Genomic DNA, 21,707 nt, shown 5'->3' with positions numbered 1-21,707 from the left:
AGTGAAGCTTTCAGTTGAAAAACTGAAAAGTCTTTCTATACACTTACCCACTGGCCAGCTGCCTGAATTTGTCCATTAGGAGTGAAAACAAGGTATGAGCACCATCGAAGAGCGCGTCAAGAAAATCGTTGCCGAGCAACTGGGTGTTAAAGAAGAAGAAGTGGTCAACACTGCTTCCTTCGTAGAAGACCTGGGTGCCGACTCCCTTGACACCGTTGAGCTGGTGATGGCTCTGGAAGAGGAATTCGAGACCGAAATCCCTGACGAAGAAGCTGAGAAGATCACTACTGTACAAGCTGCAATCGACTACGTTACTAGCCACCAGGCGTAATAGTTTGTAATCGTTGTTTGCTGTCATGGAAAAACCGCACTGCCATCATGGCGTGCGGTTTTTTCTTTAGGCCTGATGCAAAATCGTCATTTGAAAAAGGAGAGTGCTGTGTCGCGTAGACGCGTCGTAGTCACCGGTATGGGTATGTTGTCGCCACTGGGCACGGATGTGCCGAGCAGTTGGCAGGGCATTCTGGCTGGCCGCAGTGGCATTGGTCTGATCGAACACACCGACCTTTCTGCCTATTCCACCCGCTTTGGCGGCTCGGTAAAGGGCTTCAATGTCGAGGAATACCTGTCGGTCAAGGAAGCGCGCAAGCTCGACCTGTTCATTCAGTACGGTCTCGCTGCCGGCTTTCAGGCTGTACGCAACGCTGGTCTGGAAGTCACCGACGCCAACCGTGAACGCATTGGCGTGGCCATGGGTTCGGGGATCGGCGGTCTGACCAACATCGAAGAAACCAGCCGTACCCTGCATGAGACGGGCCCGCGTCGAATCTCGCCATTCTTCGTACCTGGCTCGATCATCAATATGATTTCCGGTTTCCTGTCCATCCACCTGGGGGCACAGGGACCTAACTACGCCATCGCCACTGCATGTACCACCGGTACGCACTGCATCGGCATGGCGGCACGCAACATCATGTACGACGAAGCCGACGTGATGATTGCCGGCGGTGCCGAAATGGCCGCATGCGGTCTGGGCATGGGGGGCTTCGGCGCGTCCCGTGCGCTGTCGACCCGCAATGACGAACCGACCCGCGCCAGCCGTCCATGGGATAAGGGCCGTGATGGTTTCGTCCTGTCCGACGGTGCCGGTGCACTGGTTCTCGAAGAGCTGGAACACGCCAAGGCGCGCGGCGCGACCATCTATGCTGAACTCATCGGCTTTGGCACCAGTGGCGACGCGTTCCACATGACCTCGCCACCTGCCGACGGCGCCGGTGCAGCACGCTGCATCACCAACGCGCTGCGCGATGCGAAGATCAACGCCGATCAAGTGCAATACATCAACGCTCACGGTACTTCGACTTCGGCCGGCGACCTCGCCGAAGCCAATGCGATCAAGACCGTGTTCGGTGATCACGCCTACAAACTGGCAGTGAGCTCGACCAAATCGATGACCGGTCACCTGTTAGGTGCGGCGGGCGCGGTTGAAGCGATCTTCAGCGTTCTTGCGATCAACAGCCAAGTGGCACCGCCGACCATCAACCTCGATGAGCCGGATGAAGGCTGCGATCTCGATTTCGTGCCGCACACTGCGCGCAACATGGACATCGATGTCGTGCTGTCCAACTCCTTCGGTTTTGGCGGCACCAACGGCACCTTGGCGTTCCGTCGGTTCGCAGGCTGATGGACAGCTGGGTCGACGGTCAACCGGCTGACGCTCTGTCGCTGAAAGATCGCGGCCTGGCTTACGGCGACGGTCTGTTCGAGACCATCGCCGTGCGTGCTGGACAGCCGATCCTGCTGGATCGGCACCTGACGCGTCTGGCCGATGGCTGTTCGCGTCTGGCCATCGCCGCCGATATTGAACGGGTTCGCCACGAGCTGCTGAGTTATGCGGCAGCGATGGGCGAGGGTGTACTCAAGCTGATCCTCACCCGTGGCGACGGTCTGCGCGGTTATGCACCTGATCCGGCGGCGCCTGGCCGACGTATTCTGCAAGGCAATCCTCCGGCAGCTTATCCCGCTGTGCATACTGAACAAGGCATTCGCCTGTTTCCGTGCAACACGCGACTCTCCAGACAGCCTTTACTGGCTGGACTCAAACACCTCAATCGACTGGAACAAGTCATCGCCCGTGCCGAATGGCAGGACAGCGAGCACGCCGAAGGCTTGATGCTTGATCAAGCCGGTCGAGTGATCGAAGGGGTGTTCAGTAATGTGTTTCTGGTGCGCGACGGTGTATTGATCACGCCGGATCTGAAACGCTGCGGCGTTGCCGGTGTGATGCGCGCCGAAATATTGTTTCAGGCCGAGTCACTGGCCATTCCCACGCAGATCGCCGACATCAGCCTCGAACAGCTGCAATGGGCCGATGAAGTGTTTGTCTGCAACAGCGTGTATGGCGTCTGGCCGGTACGCGCCTACGCTGCACTGAGCTGGCCGGTTGGCCCGCTCACCCGTAAACTGCAAACCATTGCCCGCGCCCTACTGGATGCCTGATTTGTGAGACGTAAACTTTTGCTGCTGCTGGAAACCGGACTGGTTCTGGCAGGGCTGTTGATGGGCGCCAGCGCCTGGAAGATTCACTCCGCACTGGAACAGCCTCTGAACATCACGCAGGAAGAACTGCTGGATGTGCCGAAAGGCTCCACTCCGACCCGTACGTTCCTTTCCCTCGAAACCGATGGCGTCATCAAGGACGCATTCTGGTTGCGAGTCTATTGGCGCTTCAATCTCGCCGGTACACCGATCCATAGCGGCGAATACCGTATGCAGCCGGGCATGACCGTCAACGGTCTGATCGACTTGTGGAAGCGCGGTGAAGTGGTCCAGTACAGCCTGACGCTGGTCGAGGGCTGGAATTTCCATCAAGTGCGCGCGGCGTTGGCCAAAGACGATAAGGTCGAGCAGACCCTCAACGGTTTGAGCGACAGCGACGTCATGGCGAAGATTGGTCATAAAGGGTTGTTCCCGGAGGGCCGTTTCTTCCCGGACACTTACCGCTTTGTGCGCGGCATGTCCGATGCCGAACTGCTGAAGAAAGCCTTTGATCGCCTCGATGAAGTGCTCGCGAAAGAGTGGGAAAGTCGTTCTGCCGATGTGCCGTACAGCGAACCCTATCAAGCGCTGATCATGGCGTCGCTGGTCGAGAAGGAAACCGGTGTGCCGCAGGAACGGGGGCAGATTGCCGGCGTCTTCGTACGTCGAATGGCGCTGGGCATGCAGCTGCAAACCGACCCGACCGTCATCTATGGTCTGGGCGATCGCTACACCGGCAAGCTGACTCGGGCGCATTTGAAAGAGCCGACGCCTTACAACACCTACGTAATTCCCGGCCTGCCGCCGACACCGATTGCGATGGTCGGGCGCGAAGCAATTCATGCGGCGCTGAACCCGGTGGATGGCACCAGCCTGTACTTCGTTGCGCGTGGCGATGGCAGCCATGTGTTCTCCGATGATCTGGATGCGCACAATAATGCGGTGCGTGAGTACCAGCTCAAACGCCGTGCCGATTACCGTTCCAGCCCTGCGCCGGCGACAACGCCTGAAACCGCTCCCGCTCCTGAAGAGGCGATTCCCGCTGCCTCTCCGGATACAGCGCCGGAATCGTTGCCACAAATTGCGCCTCAGGAATCTGCGCCGGCTCCAGAAGCTGCCGCCCCACAAAACACGCAATGACTTTGATTAAGGACTGCCTGTGACTGGCTTGTTTATTACCCTGGAAGGCCCGGAAGGCGCCGGCAAAAGCACTAACCGCGAATACCTTGCCGAGCGCCTGCGCGCCGCCGGTATCGAAGTGGTGCTGACCCGCGAGCCGGGTGGCACGCCATTGGCCGAGCGGATTCGCGACGTGCTGCTGGCGCCGGCCGACGAGGTCATGAACCCGGACGCCGAGTTGTTGCTGGTATTCGCCGCGCGCGCTCAGCACCTGGCTGAAGTGATTCGACCGGCGCTGGCCCGGGGGGCGGTAGTGCTTTGTGATCGTTTCACCGATTCGACTTACGCCTATCAGGGCGGCGGTCGCGGTTTGTCGCTGGAGCGCATCGCCACACTGGAAACTTTCGTGCAGGGCGACCTGCGTCCGGATCTGACGCTGATTTTCGATCTGCCGGTAGAAATCGGCCTGGCCCGCGCCAGTGCCCGTGGCCGTCTGGATCGTTTCGAACTGGAAGGCCGGGCGTTTTTCGAGGCTGTACGCAATGCGTTTCTGAAGCGCGCCGAAGCCGATCCCGCGCGCTATGTGCGCATCGATGCCGGTCAGCCACTGGCCAAGGTTCAACAATCGCTGGATACCCTGATTCCGAATTTGCTGGAGCTGGCCCGTGGCTGAGGCCTATCCATGGCAGGACAGCCTCTGGCAGCAACTGGCCGGGCGTAAACAGCACGCCCACGCCTATCTACTGCATGGCCCGGCCGGCATCGGCAAACGTGCGCTGGCCGAACGCTTGATGGCCAGCCTGTTGTGCCAGCGGCCGACGCCGCAAGCCTGCGGCGAGTGCAAATCCTGCCTGCTGCTCAAGGCCGGCAGTCACCCCGATAATTACATTCTCGAACCGGAAGAAGCCGATAAGGCGATCAAGGTCGATCAGGTCCGCGATCTGGTCAGCTTCGTGGTGCAGACCGCGCAACTGGGCGGGCGCAAAGTGGTGCTGATCGAGCCGGTCGAGTCGATGAACATCAATGCCGCCAACGCCTTGCTCAAGAGCCTTGAAGAGCCTTCCGGCGATACCGTTCTGCTGTTGGTCAGCCACCAGACCAGCCGCTTGCTGCCAACGATCAAGAGCCGTTGCGTGCAGCAGGCCTGTCCGCTGCCGGGCGAGGCGATGAGCCTGCAATGGCTGGCTCAGGCGCTGCCGGACTGCTCCGAAGACGAACGTGTCGAACTGCTGACGCTGGCCGCCGGCTCGCCGTTGATGGCCGTCAGTCTGCAATCCCAGGGCGTGCGCGAGCAGCGCGCGCAAGTGGTCGAAGGCGTGAAGAAGTTGCTCAAGCAGCAGCAATCGCCGACGCAACTGGCTGAGGAGTGGAAAAGCATTCCGATGCTGCGTCTGTTTGACTGGTTCTGCGATTGGTCGAGCCTGATCCTGCGTTATCAACTGACTCAGGATGAAGCCGGCCTCGGCCTGACCGACATGCGCAAAGTCGTGCAGTACCTGGCGCAGAAAAGTGCGCAAGGCAAAGTCCTCGAGATTCAGGACTGGATTCTCGCCCAGCGGCAGAAGGTCATGAGCAAAGCCAACCTCAATCCGGCCTTGCTGCTGGAAGCGTTGTTGGTGCAATGGGCGGGATTGCCTGGTCAAAGATAAGAATGTGTACCTAGACTCTGAACATCAGCAGTGGAGGTCAACATGAATGAATCCGTCAGCCCAGGGCCGCGCAACGGCATTTTGTCCCTGAACATCAAGGACAAGTCGGTGCTCTACGCCGCTTATATGCCGTTTATCAAGAACGGTGGCTTGTTCATCCCGACCAACAAAAGTTACCGGTTGGGCGATGAGGTGTTCATGCTGCTCAACCTGATGGACGAGGCCGAGAAGATCCCGGTGGCCGGCAAGGTCGCGTGGATCACCCCCAAAGGGGCGCAAGGCAATCGTGCTGCCGGTGTCGGCGTACAGTTCAACGATGGCGACAACACGGCGCGCAGTCGCATCGAAACCCATCTGGCCGGAGCGCTTAAATCCGACCGTCCCACTCATACGATGTAAGTAGCCGTCTTTTTATGCTTGTAGATTCCCATTGTCACCTTGATCGCCTCGACCTCGCCGCCCATGACGGCTCGCTGGATGCTGCACTGGATGCGGCCCGTGAGCGCGGAGTAGGGCACTTCTTGTGCATCGGCGTGAGTGCCGATAACGCCGCCGACGTCAAAGCCCTGGCTGAGCGTTATGACGATGTCGATTGTTCGGTCGGCGTGCATCCGCTCGATGTACAACCCGGTGCGGCGCCAGCGCTGGACTGGCTGTTGCACGAACTCAATCACCCGAAAGTCGTGGCGATCGGTGAGACCGGCCTCGATTATCACTATGAGCCGGAAGCTGCCGAACTGCAGCAGGAGTCATTTCGTCTGCACCTGCAAGCGGCGCAGCAGACCGGCAAACCGGTGATCATCCACACCCGTGGCGCGCGTGCCGATACCCTTGAATTGCTGCGCGAAGCGGCGTTGCCTCAGGCCGGTGTGCTGCATTGCTTCACCGAAGACTGGGACATGGCCAAGGCTGCACTGGACATGGGTTATTACATTTCCCTGTCGGGTATTGTCACGTTCCGCAATGCTGATGCGTTGCGCGACGTCGCGAGCAAGGTCCCTGCGGATCGCTTGCTGGTGGAAACCGATTCACCGTATCTGGCACCGATCCCTTATCGCGGCAAGCCGAACCTGCCGCAGTACGTGCGCGAAGTGGCGGAATTCCTGGCGATGTTGCGCGGAGAGAACTACGAACATTTTGCTGAGCAGACCACCGAAAACTTCAAGCGTCTGTTCCCGCTGGCCAGTGTTAAATCTGCCCTGTAGGCCTTAGCCAAATCGCAGGCAAAAAAAACCCGGGTTCTGGGGGGTGAATCCGGGTTAAGACCATTAGGAGTAAAACAAAGGCACGCGGTCCCTTGGTACCTTTATCGGCGCGACACTTGGGGGAGATGTCGCCCGACAGTTCAAGTATTGATCAGTCTGGCGTGCAGTCCAGTTAGCCGGTCGGGGTTTTTAAACAAATTTGGAATACGTTCGCTTCAGTTGAGTTCTCATTGCGCCCAAAACGTTCTCAAAATGAACATGAAACACAGATATGGTCGGATGATCCGTGCATTTTTGCGCAAGTTAGGCATAATACGCGGCTTCGAATTTTGACCCTTCAGACCTTTTCTTATGCACAAAGAACCTCGTAAGGTCCGTGAGTTTCGTCGCCGCGAGCAAGAAATTCTCGATACCGCGCTCAAGCTGTTCCTCGACCAAGGTGAAGACAGTGTCACCGTCGAGATGATTGCTGATGCCGTGGGTATCGGCAAAGGCACGATCTACAAGCACTTCAAATCCAAGGCCGAGATCTATCTGCGCCTCATGCTTGATTACGAGCGCGATTTGAACGAGCTGCTGCATTCGGCCGATGTCGACAAGGACAAGGAAGCGCTGTCCCGCGCCTACTTCGAATTCCGCATGCGCGACCCGCAGCGTTATCGCCTGTTCGACCGTCTCGAAGAGAAGGTCGTCAAAGGCAATCAGGTGCCGGAAATGGTCGAGGAGTTGCACAAGATCCGTGCCTCGAACTTCGAACGCCTGACCTTGCTGATCAAGGGCCGTATCAGCGAAGGCAAGCTCGAAGACGTGCCGCCATACTTCCACTACTGCGCCTCCTGGGCGCTGGTGCACGGCGCTGTTGCGCTGTATCACTCGCCGTTCTGGAGCAATGTGCTGGAAGATCAGGAAGGTTTCTTCCAGTTCCTGATGGACATTGGCGTGCGCATGGGCAACAAACGCAAGCGTGACCCGGAAACGCCAAGCAGCTGAGCCATTCAGCCGCCTTATTGCGCCATGATTTCGCTACATGACGCAGTAACGCAGGAATATACTCAGGCATAGGGCTTGCTAAAACTTGATTTGTGAGTCAAGTTTTAGCGGCTCGATTTTCTATCGCCGGAGTGATCATGATCGTTGACCGTCAAGGCAGGCGTTTTCGCAATTTGCGGATCAGTCTGACTTCAGCCTGCAATTACGCGTGTACCTACTGCGTGCCGAACGGCAAGCGGTTGGTGGCTGCGCAGGATGAACTGTCGGCCGAAGCCATGGCGCGTGGCGTGGCGTATCTGATCGAAGCCGCCGGCATCGAGCGGCTGCGAATTACCGGTGGCGAGCCGCTGGTCAGCCCCAAACTCGAATCGTTCATGACCGCTGTCGGCAAGATGGGCCTGGAAGACATCAGTCTGACCACCAACGGTCAACTCCTCGCAAAAAAACTGCCGCTGCTGGTGGATGCCGGTCTGCGCCGGATCAACGTGTCCCTCGATACCCTCGACGCCGCTGCTTTCCGCAGCATCGCCCGTGGCGGCGATCTGGCCACGGTGCTCGACGGCATGGATCAAGCGGCAGCGGCGGGGATGAAGATCAAGGTCAACATGGTGCCATTGCGCGGGCAGAACCTCGACCAGGTGATGCCGCTGCTGGATTACTGCCTGGAGCGCGGATACGAACTGCGCTTTATCGAGCTGATGCGCATGGGCCATCTGGCCAAGGACTCCAATGCGTTCCTGCAACAGTTCGTCAGCCTGCAGCAATTGCTGCAGCTGATTGGCGAACGTTACGAGTACGCGCAAACCGACGCGCCAGTTGACGCTACGGCGGTGCGCTATGCGATTCCTGGCCTGGGCAACTTTGGCGTGATCGCCAACGAAAGCGTGCCGTTCTGCCGGACCTGCTCGCGCTTGCGCCTGTCGTCGACTGGTTGGCTGCATGGCTGCCTGTCGTCGAGCAACCGTCACTATGTCGGCGATTTGCTCGACAAGCCGCGTCATCAGGCGCTGCCGGCGCTCCAGCGTTTGCTGGTCAAGGCGTTGGGCGACAAGCAGGAAGTGGCGTTCTCTGGCGGCGCGACAGTGATGAAAATTATCGGCGGCTGATCAACCGCTTTCGCGAGCAGGCTCGCTCCCACCTTGGAATGCATTCCACTGGTGGGAGCGAGCCTGCTCGCGAATACGATCTAACAATCAACGAAGAACCAGAGCTGGCGCAAAAGCTGCATCCAACGGCCATTCGCCGGTTTTCCGTCACCGGCCTCTGGAGGAATAGGATGCGTAGCCTGGTTTTGCTGCTGGCCGTTTTGGCGCTTGGCGGCTGTATGACTGTCAGCGATATGGCCGAAGGCACTCGCTACCAGATGAGCGACGCGGGCTTGCTGGATCACAGCGACAGCCGTCGCGTGAACAATTTCCGCATTCAGCCGGACTCGTTCATCTACATCGCCCAAGGCGCGTTCGCACCGCCGGGCGGTTCCTACCCGCGCCCGAACGTGGTGGCCGAAGAAGCCTTCAAAGGCTTCGTCGAGTACTTCCCGATGGTCCGCCGTGCTCGCGCGCCGGAAGGCCTCGATCAGGCGATGGGTGAAGCTCGTGATGCCGGTGCGCACTATCTGCTGTACACGCGTTTCGCCAAGGCTGACGACCGCATCGGCAACTCCGATGAGTGGCTCGATGAAGAAGCGGTGGATCGCCTCGGCATCGACGGCGGCGTGATTCAGATCATGTTGATCGAGACCAGCACCCAGTATTTGATTGATACTGCACGGATCAAGAGTCGTGGCGGTTTACTGACGTTCCACGACAGCAAGCCCGAAGACCTGATCGGCCCGCCACTGGCCCAGTACGCGCGCAGCCTGTTGGGAGTCGGCGACCAATAATTCAAGGAGAACGCCATGAGTGGCCCGCAAAAAGCCAATGACCTGTTGGGACAGATCCCGAAAACCAAAGGCTTGCCGCCGGTGCACTTGTGGAATCCGGACTTCTGCGGCGACATCGATATGCGCATCGCCCGCGACGGCACCTGGTATTACCTGGGCACGCCGATCGGGCGCAAGCCGATGGTCAAATTGTTCTCCACGATCATGCGCCGCGACGGCGATGATTACTTCCTGATTACCCCGGTCGAGAAGGTCGGGATCAAGGTCGACGACGCGCCGTTTGTGGCGATTGCGGTCGAGGTTGAAGGCGAAGGGGAGGCGCAGCTGTTGCGCTTTACCACCAACGTTGATGAAACCGCTGAGGCCGGGCCGGAGCATCCGATCCGCGTCGAGATTGATCCCACGACCCAAGAGCCGGCGCCTTACGTGCATGTGCGTACCAATCTTGAAGCGCTGATTCATCGCAATGTGTTCTATCAACTGGTGGAACTGGCGGTGAGCCGTGAAATCGACGGGCAGCGTTGGCTCGGTGTATGGAGCGGCGGAGAGTTCTTCCGCATCGGCCTCGAACCTTAAAAGATTGCAGCCTTCGGCAGCTCCTACATGGCTTACACCTGTAGGAGCTGCCGAAGGCTGCGATCTTTTTTGTCGTTGACAGCTAATCGTATGATGATTAGCTTGATCACCCATCGCGACCCGCTTTGAGGTGTTCATGTCCAGCAGCTTTCACGCATCCACGGTCGACTGGCTGGGCAGCTGGATCGCCGCTGGCCAGGTCAAGCCGGGGCAGACCATCAAGGTCGAGGCCGATCTGGGTGAACAGCTCGGCGTCAGTCGCACGGTTATTCGCGAAGCAATCAAAACCCTCGTCGCCAAAGGCATGCTCGAAGTCGGGCCGAAAGTCGGCACCCGCGTGCTGCCGGTGCGGCGCTGGAACCTGTTCGATCCGCAAGTGGTCGGTTGGCTGTCGCGCAACGGCCTGCCGGAAAATTTTGTCGATGACTTGCTTGACCTGCGCCGCACCATCGAACCGATGGCCGTGCGCTGGGCATGTGAGCGGGCGACGCTGGACCAGATCGAAGCGGTGCAACTGGCTTACAACGCCCTCGAGCGCGCGGTCGACAGCGGCACCGATTACAACCGCGCTGACCAGTTCTTCCACGAATGCATTCTCGCGGCCAGCCACAATCAATTCATTGAACAAATGGTCCCGGCGCTCGGTGCGTTGCTGGCGGTATCGTTCGAAGTCTCCGCCGCTGATCCCGATGAACTACGCCGTACGCTGCCGATTCACAAAGACATGGCGGATGCCATTGCCGCCCGCGATTCAGCGCGCGGCGTGTGGGCGTGCATGACCCTGATCGACAACGCCGACCTGGCAATCAAACGTTTTTACCCGAAAGTCATGGCCGACAAAAAAGCCGGCTAACACCCAGATCCCCTGTAGGAGTGAGCCTGCTCGCGATAGCGGTATATCAGCCGCATTGAAGTCAACTGACACTACGCCATCGCGAGCAGGCTCACTCCTACAGAAAATCACAAGAACAATGGAGACCGTTATATGCCGTGGACCGCCCTGACCCAACACCGCGCCCGACTCGGTGAAGGCCCGTTCTGGGACGCACCGACGCAGGCGTTGTACTGGGTGGACATCGCCGGCAAACAGGCCCTGCGTCTGATCGGCCAGAACGTGCAGATCTGGCAGATGCCCGAACACGTTTCCGCGTTCATCCCCTGCGCCAGCGGCGATGCACTGGTGACCCTGAGCAGCGGCGTCTATCGCCTCGACCTAGATTCCCCGGGCCTCGAACCACGCCTGACGCTGTTCTGCGTCGCCGACCCGCAACCGGGCAATCGCCCCAACGAAGCGCGTTGCGATGCTCAGGGGCGACTGTGGCTCGGCACCATGCAAAACAACATCGGCGAGCAGGGCGAAGATCTGCCGATCACCCAGCGCTCCGGTGGCCTGTTCCGCATAGATCCGGATAAACGTGTTACGCCATTGCTGCGCGGCTTGGGCATTCCCAACACGCTGCTGTGGAGCGACGACGGCACCACAGTCCTGTTCGGTGACAGTCTCGATGACACGCTGTATCGCTATTTTATTCATGCCGACGGCAACCTTGATGTGGCCACTCCTTGGTACGGCCCTGATCAGAACGGTGGCCCGGACGGTTCAGCAATGGATGCCGAAGGCTATGTATGGAATGCCCGCTGGGACGGTAGCTGCCTGCTGCGCCTGACGCCTGACGGCAAGGTCGACCGCAGGATCGATCTGCCTGTCAGCCGCCCGACCAGTTGTGTATTCGGCGGTGAAGACCTGAAAACCCTGTTCATCACCAGCGCCCAGAGCCCGAGCAACCATCCATTGGATGGCGCAGTGCTGTCGATACGCGTGGATGTTGCAGGAAAACTCTGTACGCGGTTTGCTGGTTAAATCCCAAAATATGGGATGCAAAATTATATATTGAGATTATTCGGCAGTCGGGTTTATAGTCGGCTCCAGCAGTAACACGCACTCACACTTAAAAAAACAAAACAGGTGAAGTGATGCAGCGAATGTCTATCGCACTCCCGTGTGGAGTCCGCGTCTCGCAACGGCCCCAAGCTGTCGCGTGCGCATGCCTGTTTCGTTCCAACCGCCTTCCAGACCGGACATCGGCAGATGCCCGGTTTTTTTGTGCTTGCGAAACAGGAGTCCTGATCCATGGCTGAACCTCTTTCCCTGCCGCCGGTGCCTGCGCCGCCGAGGGGCGAGCGTCTGAAAAACAAGGTCGTGCTGCTGACCGGCGCCGCCCAAGGCATCGGCGAAGCCATTGTTGCGGCGTTCGCCTCGCAGCAAGCGAAACTGGTGATCAGTGATATTCAGGCGGAAAAAGTCGAAACGGTTGCCGTGCACTGGCGTGAGCAAGGTTACGACGTGCAAGCGCTGAAGGCGGATGTCTCGCATCAGCCCGACCTGCATGCCATGGCCAAACGCGCCGTTGAGCTGCACGGGCGCATCGATGTGCTGGTCAACTGCGCCGGGGTCAACGTGTTCTGTGATCCGCTGGTCATGACCGAAGAAGATTGGCGTCGCTGCTTCGCTATTGATCTGGACGGCGCCTGGTTCGGCTGCAAAGCGGTGCTGCCACAGATGATCGAGCAGGGCGTCGGCAGCATCATCAACATTGCTTCGACCCATTCCAGCCACATCATTCCCGGCTGCTTTCCGTACCCGGTGGCCAAACACGGTTTGCTCGGCCTGACCCGCGCGCTCGGCATTGAGTACGCCGCTAAGGGCATCCGCGTCAACGCCATCGCCCCGGGCTATATCGAGACGCAGTTGAACGTCGACTACTGGAACGGATTCGCCGACCCGCACGCCGAGCGTCAGCGCGCCTTCGATCTGCACCCGCCGAAGCGCATCGGTCAGCCGCTCGAAGTGGCGATGACCGCGGTATTTCTGGCCAGCGATGAGGCGCCGTTCATCAATGCTGCATGCATCACCATCGATGGTGGGCGCTCGGTGATGTACCACGACTGAGCACAGTGGCTTTCACGCGGATAAATCCGTGTGAAATCCAATCATCATACGATATGACTATTGTCAGAAGATTTTGCAGGAACACGCTTTAACGCTTTTCAAACATTGCTCAAAAAAAATAACAAGGAGTCAGCTTATGAAACGTCGTTTCGGGATTCGTACCCTGTGCAGTACCGCCCTGGCGGTCACCGCGTTCAGCCTGAGCAGTGCCCTGCTCGCTGCCGACACCGTGAAAATCGGTTTTCTGGTCAAGCAGGCGGAAGAACCGTGGTTCCAGACCGAGTGGGCCTTCGCCGAGAAAGCCGCCAAGGACAAGGGCTTTGAACTGATCAAGATTGCCGTGCCGGACGGGGAGAAAACCCTCTCGGCGATCGACAGTCTTGCTGCCAACGGTGCCAAGGGCTTTGTGATTTGCCCGCCGGACGTCTCGCTCGGCCCGGCAATCATGGCCAAAGCCAAACTCAACGACCTGAAAGTGATTGCCGTCGATGACCGTTTCGTCGACGCCAACGGCAAGTTCATGGAAGACGTGCCATACCTCGGCATGGCCGCGTTCGAAGTCGGCCAGAAGCAGGGCAATGCCATGGTCGCCGAAGCGAAAAAGCGTAGCTGGGACTGGAAAGACACTTACGCGGTGGTCAACACCTACAACGAACTCGATACCGGCAAGAAGCGCACCGACGGTTCGGTGAAATCCCTTGAAGACGCCGGTATGCCGAAAGACCACATTCTGTTCGCTGCGCTGAAAACCCTCGACGTACCGGGCAGCATGGACGCCACCAACTCGGCGCTGGTGAAGCTGCCAAGCGCGGCGAAAAACCTGATCATCGGCGGCATGAACGACAACACCGTGCTCGGCGGCGTGCGCGCCACCGAAGCCGCCGGGTTTGCTGCGGCCAACGTGATCGGCATCGGCATCAACGGCACCGACGCCATCGGCGAACTGAAAAAGCCTAATAGCGGTTTCTTCGGCTCGATGCTGCCAAGCCCGCACATCGAAGGCTACAAAACCGCAGAGATGATGTACGAGTGGGTCACCACCGGCAAAGAACCGCCGAAGTACACCGCGATGGACGACGTCACCCTGATCACCCGCGAGAACTTCAAGCAAGAGCTGGAAAAAATCGGCCTGTGGAACTGATGCCGCGACGGCCCGGGCAGCCGGGCCGTTTTTCGGTGTGAAGAGGTGGCTTTATGCACGCGCAAGTACAAACACAAGAACAACACGGCGCCAGCGGCAGCCTGCGCTTCAACGGGATCGGCAAAACCTTTCCCGGGGTGAAAGCGCTGGACGCTATCAGCTTTGTCGCCCATCCCGGCCAGGTTCACGCCTTGATGGGCGAGAACGGCGCCGGCAAATCGACCCTGCTGAAAATCCTCGGCGGTGCTTACATCCCGAGCAGCGGCGAGTTGCAGATCGGCGAGCAGACCATGGCGTTCAAGTCGACCGCTGACAGCATCGGCAGCGGCGTCGCGGTGATTCACCAGGAGCTGCATCTGGTGCCGGAAATGACCGTCGCCGAAAACCTGTTCCTCGGCCATCTGCCGGCCAGTTTCGGTTTGATCAATCGCGGTGCTTTACGCCAGCAAGCGTTGAACTGCCTCAAAGGCCTGGCCGACGAAATCGATCCGCAAACCAAGGTCGGGCGCTTGTCCCTCGGCCAGCGGCAATTGGTGGAAATCGCCAAGGCGCTGTCGCGCGGCGCCCACGTCATCGCTTTCGACGAACCGACCAGCAGCCTTTCGGCCCGTGAGATCGACCGCTTGATGGCGATCATCGGACGCCTGCGTGACGAGGGCAAAGTCGTGCTCTACGTTTCCCACCGCATGGAAGAAGTGTTCCGCATCTGTGACGCCGTGACGGTGTTCAAGGACGGTCGCTACGTGCGCACCTTCGACGACATGAGCCAGTTGAGCCACGATCAGTTGGTGACCTGCATGGTCGGCCGCGACATTCAGGACATTTACGATTATCGCCATCGACCACGCGGTGCCGTCGCGCTGAAGGTTGATGGTTTGCTCGGCCCGGGTCTGCGCGAACCGATCAGTTTCGAAGCGCACAAAGGTGAAATTCTTGGCCTGTTCGGATTGGTCGGGGCAGGGCGCACCGAGCTGTTTCGCTTGCTCAGCGGGCTGGAACGCAACACCGCCGGACGCCTCGAATTGCGCGGTCACGAACTGAAACTGCGCTCACCGCGCGACGCGATTGCTGCGGGCATTCTGCTCTGCCCGGAAGATCGCAAGAAGGAAGGCATTATCCCGCTGGCCAGCGTTGCCGAAAACATCAATATCAGCGCACGCGGCGCCCATTCGGGCCTCGGTTGCCTGATTCGCGGTCTGTGGGAAAAGGGCAACGCCGACAAACAGATCAAAGCCCTGAAAGTGAAAACCCCGCACGCCGGTCAGCAGATCAAATTCCTTTCCGGTGGCAATCAGCAGAAGGCCATTCTCGGTCGCTGGCTGTCGATGCCGATGAAAGTCCTGCTGCTCGACGAACCGACGCGCGGCATCGACATCGGTGCCAAAGCCGAGATTTACCAGATCATCCATAACCTCGCCGCCGACGGCATTTCGGTGATCGTGGTGTCCAGCGACCTGATGGAAGTGATGGGTATTTCCGACCGCATTCTGGTGCTCTGCGAAGGCGCCCTGCGCGGCGAAATCGGCCGCGATCAGGCCAATGAATCCAACCTGCTGCAACTGGCTTTGCCGCGCCACCGCGCTGACGGCGTGGCGAACTGAGAGGTGACTATGATGACAACCCAAAACGAAACCCTGCCCAAAGAGCGCAAACCTCTGGACATGCGCCGCTTCCTCGACGACTGGGTCATGCTGCTGGCGGCCGTGGGCATTTTTGTCGCCTGCACCTTGCTGATCGACAACTTCCTTTCGCCGCTGAACATGCGCGGATTGGGCTTGGCGATTTCCACCACCGGGATCGCCGCGTGCACGATGTTGTACTGCCTGGCGTCGGGGCATTTCGACTTGTCGGTCGGCTCGGTGATTGCCTGCGCCGGGGTAGTTGCGGCGGTGGTGATGCGCGACACCAATAGCGTGTTTCTCGGTGTCAGCGCGGCGCTGGTGATGGGCCTGATTGTCGGGTTGATCAACGGCATCGTGATTGCCAAGTTGCGCGTCAACGCCTTGATCACGACGTTGGCGACCATGCAGATCGTTCGCGGTCTGGCTTACATTTTTGCCAACGGCAAAGCAGTGGGCGTGTCGCAGGAATCGTTCTTCGTTTTCGGCAATGGCCAGTTGTTTGGCGTGCCGGTGCCGATTCTGATCACCATTGTTTGCTTCCTGTTTTTTGGTTGGCTGTTGAATTACACCACCTACGGGCGCAACACCATGGCCATTGGTGGCAATCAGGAAGCGGCGTTGCTCGCGGGTGTGAACGTTGATCGGACCAAGATCATTATCTTTGCCGTGCACGGTGTGATCGGTGCGCTGGCCGGGGTGATTCTGGCGTCGCGGATGACCTCGGGGCAGCCGATGATTGGTCAGGGGTTTGAACTGACGGTGATCTCGGCTTGCGTGTTGGGCGGGGTGTCGTTGAGCGGTGGGATCGGCATGATTCGGCATGTGATTGCCGGGGTGTTGATTTTGGCGATCATTGAGAATGCGATGAACCTGAAGAACATTGATACCTTCTACCAATATGTTATCCGTGGTTCGATCCTGCTGTTGGCCGTCGTCATCGACCGTCTGAAACAACGCTAAAAATCAAGAGCCCCTCATCGGAACGCCGCCCGCCCAGCCCTCTCCCGGAGGGAGAGGGGGCCGACCGGGGTGCTTTGCGTCCTGCATCGACCTGAAAGACCTAGTCGATTATGGATTCGGCAAAGTACTTTCAGGTCGATTGTGGATTCGGCGAAGCACTTTCAGGTCGGCGTACTTCTTGAGCATCCCCCATTCAGTCCCCTCTCCCTTCGGGAGAGGGCTAGGGTGAGGGGCTTTTGATTCTCCCGCCTTTCGTCACTCTCGCTAAATATCCCTTGCCCGCCCACGCTAGTTTCGGGTATCAATTTGTACATGATTAGACAGGTACGATTTGACAAGAAACAACGGGTGGTCGACGAACTCGTCCGACGCATCGAAAGCGGCCTCATGGAGGACGGCTTTCTGTTGCCCGGCGAACATCAGTTGGCTCAAGAATTCAAAGTCAGCCGAGGCACGCTGCGCGAAGCGCTGGCCGAATTGAAACGGCGCAACTACATCGCCACGCAAAGCGGCGTCGGCTCCATCGTCACCTTCGACGGTGTCGCGCTCGACCAGCGCAGCGGCTGGGCGCAGGCGCTGGCCGACAGCGGCGCGCTGATCAATACCGAAGTGCTGCGTCTGGAAGCCGTGACCCGGCCCGATCTGCTCTCGCGGTTCGGCACTGACCAATTCATTACCCTCGACCGCCGTCGGCGCTCCAACGACGGCACGCTGGTCTCTCTCGAACGCTCTTTGATGCCGGCCACCGGCGGCCTGGAAAGCCTGCCGCGTGTCGGCCTGATCGACAATTCCCTGACCATCACCTTGGCCGCTTACGGCTACATCGGCGAACGCGGTGATCAGTGGATCGGTGCCGAGCCGTTGAATGCCGAAGACGCCGAATTGCTCGGGCGCCCGGTCGGCACGGTTTTCCTCAAGGCGTTGCGCACCACCTACGATCGCCAGAACCGTTTTATGGAGCTGGTCGAAAGCCTGCTCGACCCGGTGCATTTCCGTTTGCACCTGCAATTTGGAGAATCGAAATGACCGCGCTCAACCGTGCCCTTGGTGCTTTCTATGGCCTGGCCCTCGGTGATGCGCTGGGCATGCCGACGCAATCGCTGAACCGCGAAACCATCAAGACCCGCTTCGGCACAATCACCGATCTGCAGGATGCAGGTCCCTTGCAACCCATCGCCGCAAACATGCCCAAAGGCTCGATCACCGACGACACTGAACAAGCCATTCTGGTCGGTGAGTTGCTGGTCGAAGGCAAAGGCCGCATCGAACCGGCGATCCTCGCGCAACGCTTGATCGAGTGGGAGGCCGAGATGCAGGCCAAGGGCTCGCAGGACTTGCTCGGGCCGTCGACCAAGCGCGCCATCGAAATGATCCTCGCCGGCCATTCGCCGGAAGAGGCCGGACGCTACGGCACCACTAACGGCGCGGCCATGCGCATTACGCCGGTAGGGATCGCGGCGGATGTTGCCGATCCTCAGCGGTTTATCGCAGCGGTGGTACAGGCCTGTCAGGTCACCCACAACACCACGCTGGGGATTTCCAGTGCGGCGGCGGTGGCAGCGGTGGTATCTGCCGGCATCAATGGCATGGACCTGGGCGAGGCGTTGAACCTCGGCCAGCACATCGCTCAGCAAGCCGAGGCGCACGGGCACTGGGTGGCCGGTGGGCGCATTGGCTCGCGAATCAGTTGGGCGCGCACCATCAGTGTCGATAGCGACAAGGCTTTGCTGGCGGATCTGCTCTATGACGTGATCGGTACTTCGGTGGCGTCGCAGGAATCGGTGGTGGTCTCCTTTGCCCTGGCGCAGCAAGTGGCCGTCGGCGAGATGAGCGCGTTTGATGCGTTGTGCATGGCCGCCAGTCTTGGCGGTGACACTGACACCATCGCGGCGATTCTCGGCGCCATGCTTGGGGCCTGCCTGGGTCTTGAGAGCTGGCCAGTGCCGATGATCGACACGGTCAAATCGGTTAATCACCTAGAGCTTGAGCCGTTGGTGCAGGGGCTGTTGGCGTTGCGCTGAGTGAAATGACGCCATCGCTGGCAAGCCAGCTCCCACAGGTTTTTGCTGTGAACACACATTTGTGTACACCCTGATCCCTGTGGGAGCTGGCTTGCCAGCGATAGGCGCACCGCATAATCGAATTTACAACCCGCAATGGATCGCGCAGACAGGCCGAGGACGGCCGCGATGTCTTGTCGTTTTGCATCATTGCCACAACCACAAAAAAGGCAAACAGGAGCACCTTCATGAGTTCATCAACCGTCGGGCAAAGCGCCGGGCAACTGGAAACCCGCGGCATCGAACCGGTGCCGGAAGCCGAGTGCAACGGCCACCCGCTGCAACTGTTCTGGGTCTGGTTCGCCGCCAACATTTCCATCCTCGGTCTGCCGCTGGGCGCCACGCTGGTCGCATTTCGCGGGCTGGCGATCTGGCAGGCGATCATCGTCGCAATCATCGGCGCTGCCGGTTCGTTCGCGGTGGTCGGGATCATCTCGATTGCCGGTCGCCGTGGCCGCGCGCCGAGCCTGACCTTGTCGCGGGCGATCTTCGGCGTGCGCGGCAATATCGGCCCGACGCTGGTCTCGCTGATGTCGCGTCTGGGTTGGGAAACCGTCAACACCACCACCGCTGCATTTGTGCTGTTGTCGCTGTGCTCGATTCTGTTCGGCTCGCCAGTGGAAGCGAAAAGTGCGCCGATACTGACGCTGATCTTCATCGCGATTTTCGTGCTGCTGACTCTGTCGGTATCCGGCCTCGGCCATGCGACCTTGCTGGTGATCCAGAAGTGGGCGACCTACGTGTTCGGCGCGCTGAACATTCTCGTTGGCGGCTTCCTCTGCGCGACCATCGACTGGAGCGCGGTATTCAACGCCACGCCGGCGCCGATGAGCGCAATGATCATCGGTATCGGCACCATGGCCGCGGGCACCGGCATTGGTTGGGCCAACGCTGGCGCCGACATGTCGCGCTATCAGCATCGCAGCGTCAAGGCTGTACGTCTGGTCGCGTCTGCCGCGTTCGGTGCGGGCATTCCGCTGGTGCTGCTGATCACTCTTGGCGGTCTGCTGTCGGTGGGTAACAACGACCTCGCCTCGGCGACTGACCCGATTGTTGCAATCCGCGACATGCTGCCAACGTGGATGGCCGTGCCGTACCTGATCACCGCGTTCGGTGGCTTGTTGCTGTCGAACAACCTGTCGGTGTACTCCGCCGGTCTGACCACGCTGACCCTTGGCCTGAAGGTCAAACGCGTCTACGCCGTGGTAGTGGATATCGTCGCGATCTTCGCCGGTTCGATCTACTTCATGCTGATCGCCGACAGTTTCTACGGCCCGTTCATTACCTTTATTTCCCTGCTGGCGGTGCCGATCACCGCGTGGGTCGGGATCTTCGTCGTTGACCTGATTCACCGTCATTACTACAGCCCGAAAGACCTGCTCGACGTCAGCCCGAGCAGCGCCTACTGGTATCGCGGCGGCATCGAGTGGCGCGCGTTCGGCGCCTGGGCGATTGCCATCGTCCTTGGCTTCAGTTTCACCACCATTGGCACCACTGCTGAAAACGTCTGGTTCAAAGGCTTCCTGTCCGACTCTTGGCTGGGCCACAACGGCCTCGGCTGGATCGTGACCTTCGTGGTCGCCGGTGGCATTTACTTTGTCCTCGGCGGGGCGAAAGACCGCCGCGCCGCGCAAACCGAGAATGCTCATGCCTAAGATGTTGCACACCGGCCAGGTCATTATCGACCTGGTCATGGCCGTGGATAAGCTGCCGCAGATTGGCGGTGACGTGCTGGCGCAGTCGGCCGGTTTCGAAGCAGGCGGCGGTTTCAACGTGATGGCGGCGGCGGTGCGTAATGGCCTGCCGGTGGTGTATCTCGGTCGCCATGGCACTGGGCGTTTCGGTGATCTCGCGCGCCAGGCGATGAACGCCGAGGGGATTCACATCGGCATCACCGAACCCGCACTGAAAGACACCGGTTTGTGCGTCGCGCTGACCGATGCGTCGGCCGAGCGCAGTTTCATTTCCTACATCGGCGCTGAAGGTGAGGTGACCGAAGAGGATCTGAACAGCGTTGTGGCCGAGGCGGGCGATTACGTTTATCTCAGCGGCTACAGCCTGCTCCACGAAGGCAAGGCCCAAGCGTTGCTCGACTGGACGTTGGCGTTACCGGAGTCGATCAACGTGGTGTTCGATCCGGGCCCGTTGGTTGAATCGCCGGACTCGCTGCTGATGAAAGCGTTGCTGCCGCGCATTGATGTGTGGACCAGCAACAGTGTCGAGGCGTTGCGCTTTACCGGGGCTGAAGACATTGCTTTAGCGCTGGATCGTCTGACTGAGCATCTGCCCAAAGAGGTGCTGATGGTGGTGCGGGACGGGCCGCAGGGTTGCTGGATTCAACAGGCCAACGAGCGTCGGCATGTGCCGGGGTTTGCCGTGAAAGCCGTGGACAGCAATGGTGCCGGTGATGCACATGCCGGGGTGTTTGTCGCCGGGTTGGCGCAGGGTTTGTCAGCGCATGAAGCCGCGCGGCGGGCGAATGCGGCAGCGGCTATCGCGGTGACACGCTGGGGACCGGCGACTTCGCCGGGGGCAGATGAAGTGGATGCGTTTATCCGCAAGTCCAGCAGCGCCTGATAGATAGTTTTCGCGAACAAGCTCGCTCCCACAGGGGATTTCTGTTCGCCTTAGATCCAATGTAGGAGCTGCCGAAGGCTGCGATCTTTTGATCTTCTAAAAGCAAAGATCGCAGCCAACAGCCGCTCCTGCATGATTAGCGATCACACGATCACACGATCATATCGCTCAGCTATCCAGCTTGCGCGCCGCTTCAACCCCGGCCGCACTGAGCTTGATCGGCAGGTTCAACGAATGTTCGCCAGCCTCGTTGCAGGTCACATGCCCGTGGTGAATCAGTCCACGATCCTGCAAAGCGGCGAGGGCGCTGGCCACGACTTTCTCGCCCCGGTAATTGTCCAACACTTCCTTGCCCAGTCCACTCGGATGAGCATGCAGCAGGCGGGTGAGGACTTCTTTTTCCAGGTTTTTATCGACGTTCATGGTTACCTCTTCATT

Annotated in this window: 23 protein-coding genes; 22 read left to right on the top strand and 1 reads right to left on the bottom strand. The window is 59.4% G+C overall.

Translation table 11 applies throughout. The annotated features are described in order from the left end of the window. The first annotated feature begins 94 nt into the window (after nt 1-94). The 22 genes from acpP (at nt 95) to LOY43_RS20545 (ending at nt 21,269) form a co-directional block, all read left to right on the top strand. The gene (acpP, locus tag LOY43_RS20650; protein WP_003175607.1) at nt 95-331 is read left to right on the top strand and encodes an acyl carrier protein; all 237 of its coding nucleotides are present in this window, start codon (nt 95-97) and stop codon (nt 329-331) included. Nucleotides 332-439: 108 nt separating this feature from the next. Continuing rightward, nucleotides 440-1,684 carry a beta-ketoacyl-ACP synthase II gene (gene fabF, locus LOY43_RS20645; RefSeq protein ID WP_093435430.1) on the top strand — a complete coding sequence of 415 codons (1,245 nt, stop codon included), beginning with the start codon at nt 440-442 and terminating at the stop codon, nt 1,682-1,684. Beyond that, on the top strand, nt 1,684-2,499 hold the full coding sequence (gene pabC / locus LOY43_RS20640) for an aminodeoxychorismate lyase (RefSeq protein WP_258708665.1): 816 nt from the start codon (nt 1,684-1,686) through the stop codon (nt 2,497-2,499). Before fabF ends, pabC begins: the two co-directional genes overlap by 1 nt. Before the next feature lie 3 nt (nt 2,500-2,502). Beyond that, nucleotides 2,503-3,678, top strand: a complete 1,176-nt coding sequence (gene mltG / locus LOY43_RS20635) for an endolytic transglycosylase MltG (RefSeq protein ID WP_095048610.1) — start codon at nt 2,503-2,505, stop codon at nt 3,676-3,678. A 19-nt stretch (nt 3,679-3,697) separates the two neighbouring features. Next, nucleotides 3,698-4,330 carry a dTMP kinase gene (gene tmk / locus LOY43_RS20630; protein WP_095048609.1) on the top strand — a complete coding sequence of 211 codons (633 nt, stop codon included), beginning with the start codon at nt 3,698-3,700 and terminating at the stop codon, nt 4,328-4,330. Further along, entirely contained in the window at nt 4,323-5,306 is a 984-nt protein-coding gene (locus LOY43_RS20625) for a DNA polymerase III subunit delta' (RefSeq protein WP_064120369.1), read from the top strand. The genes tmk and LOY43_RS20625 overlap by 8 nt, the downstream gene beginning before the upstream one ends. A gap of 42 nt (nt 5,307-5,348) precedes the next feature. Beyond that, the gene (locus LOY43_RS20620) at nt 5,349-5,705 is read left to right on the top strand and encodes a PilZ domain-containing protein (protein WP_093435417.1); all 357 of its coding nucleotides are present in this window, start codon (nt 5,349-5,351) and stop codon (nt 5,703-5,705) included. A 14-nt stretch (nt 5,706-5,719) separates the two neighbouring features. After that, the gene (locus LOY43_RS20615) at nt 5,720-6,511 is read left to right on the top strand and encodes a TatD family hydrolase (RefSeq protein WP_095048607.1); all 792 of its coding nucleotides are present in this window, start codon (nt 5,720-5,722) and stop codon (nt 6,509-6,511) included. Nucleotides 6,512-6,862: 351 nt separating this feature from the next. Beyond that, nucleotides 6,863-7,501 carry a TetR/AcrR family transcriptional regulator gene (locus LOY43_RS20610; protein ID WP_007908276.1) on the top strand — a complete coding sequence of 213 codons (639 nt, stop codon included), beginning with the start codon at nt 6,863-6,865 and terminating at the stop codon, nt 7,499-7,501. Nucleotides 7,502-7,638: 137 nt separating this feature from the next. Further along, complete coding sequence (locus LOY43_RS20605) at nt 7,639-8,607, top strand: GTP 3',8-cyclase MoaA (RefSeq protein ID WP_220556707.1); 969 nt, start codon at nt 7,639-7,641, stop codon at nt 8,605-8,607. 170 nt (nt 8,608-8,777) lie between these two features. After that, nucleotides 8,778-9,383 (top strand): DUF4823 domain-containing protein, encoded by a 606-nt coding sequence (locus LOY43_RS20600; protein ID WP_007908280.1) that lies wholly within the window; start codon nt 8,778-8,780, stop codon nt 9,381-9,383. Between the two features lie 15 nt (nt 9,384-9,398). Further along, nucleotides 9,399-9,959 carry a DUF1285 domain-containing protein gene (locus LOY43_RS20595; protein WP_053122580.1) on the top strand — a complete coding sequence of 187 codons (561 nt, stop codon included), beginning with the start codon at nt 9,399-9,401 and terminating at the stop codon, nt 9,957-9,959. Nucleotides 9,960-10,095: 136 nt separating this feature from the next. Beyond that, a complete protein-coding gene (locus LOY43_RS20590; protein ID WP_095048605.1) occupies nt 10,096-10,812 on the top strand; it encodes a FadR/GntR family transcriptional regulator in 717 nt (238 codons plus the stop codon). Between the two features lie 132 nt (nt 10,813-10,944). Continuing rightward, complete coding sequence (locus tag LOY43_RS20585; RefSeq protein WP_258708664.1) at nt 10,945-11,820, top strand: SMP-30/gluconolactonase/LRE family protein; 876 nt, start codon at nt 10,945-10,947, stop codon at nt 11,818-11,820. 270 nt (nt 11,821-12,090) lie between these two features. Beyond that, nucleotides 12,091-12,909 carry an SDR family oxidoreductase gene (locus tag LOY43_RS20580; RefSeq protein WP_095048603.1) on the top strand — a complete coding sequence of 273 codons (819 nt, stop codon included), beginning with the start codon at nt 12,091-12,093 and terminating at the stop codon, nt 12,907-12,909. 136 nt (nt 12,910-13,045) lie between these two features. Then, nucleotides 13,046-14,050 carry a substrate-binding domain-containing protein gene (locus LOY43_RS20575; protein WP_258708663.1) on the top strand — a complete coding sequence of 335 codons (1,005 nt, stop codon included), beginning with the start codon at nt 13,046-13,048 and terminating at the stop codon, nt 14,048-14,050. Between the two features lie 53 nt (nt 14,051-14,103). Next, entirely contained in the window at nt 14,104-15,651 is a 1,548-nt protein-coding gene (gene araG, locus LOY43_RS20570; RefSeq protein WP_095048601.1) for an L-arabinose ABC transporter ATP-binding protein AraG, read from the top strand. A gap of 12 nt (nt 15,652-15,663) precedes the next feature. Then, nucleotides 15,664-16,632 carry an L-arabinose ABC transporter permease AraH gene (gene araH / locus LOY43_RS20565; protein WP_026000669.1) on the top strand — a complete coding sequence of 323 codons (969 nt, stop codon included), beginning with the start codon at nt 15,664-15,666 and terminating at the stop codon, nt 16,630-16,632. 312 nt (nt 16,633-16,944) lie between these two features. Then, nucleotides 16,945-17,658 carry a GntR family transcriptional regulator gene (locus tag LOY43_RS20560; protein ID WP_095048600.1) on the top strand — a complete coding sequence of 238 codons (714 nt, stop codon included), beginning with the start codon at nt 16,945-16,947 and terminating at the stop codon, nt 17,656-17,658. Further along, nucleotides 17,655-18,653, top strand: a complete 999-nt coding sequence (locus LOY43_RS20555; protein WP_095125196.1) for an ADP-ribosylglycohydrolase family protein — start codon at nt 17,655-17,657, stop codon at nt 18,651-18,653. Before LOY43_RS20560 ends, LOY43_RS20555 begins: the two co-directional genes overlap by 4 nt. A 227-nt stretch (nt 18,654-18,880) precedes the next feature. Beyond that, nucleotides 18,881-20,347, top strand: coding sequence for a cytosine permease (locus LOY43_RS20550; protein WP_150775188.1), 1,467 nt, complete (start codon nt 18,881-18,883; stop codon nt 20,345-20,347). Then, nucleotides 20,340-21,269 carry a PfkB family carbohydrate kinase gene (locus LOY43_RS20545; protein WP_258708662.1) on the top strand — a complete coding sequence of 310 codons (930 nt, stop codon included), beginning with the start codon at nt 20,340-20,342 and terminating at the stop codon, nt 21,267-21,269. The genes LOY43_RS20550 and LOY43_RS20545 overlap by 8 nt, the downstream gene beginning before the upstream one ends. Before the next feature lie 168 nt (nt 21,270-21,437). Here the strand turns inward: LOY43_RS20545 and LOY43_RS20540 are convergent, their stop codons facing one another. Continuing rightward, nucleotides 21,438-21,692 (bottom strand): hypothetical protein, encoded by a 255-nt coding sequence (locus LOY43_RS20540; protein ID WP_092279308.1) that lies wholly within the window; start codon nt 21,690-21,692, stop codon nt 21,438-21,440. Nucleotides 21,693-21,707 lie beyond the last annotated feature (15 nt).

This window comes from Pseudomonas sp. B21-041, from assembly GCF_024748675.1.
Lineage (GTDB): Bacteria > Pseudomonadota > Gammaproteobacteria > Pseudomonadales > Pseudomonadaceae > Aquipseudomonas > Aquipseudomonas neuropathica.
The sequence above is the reverse complement of the archived record's forward strand: the minus strand, read 5'-3'. Positions and strand labels throughout refer to the sequence as shown.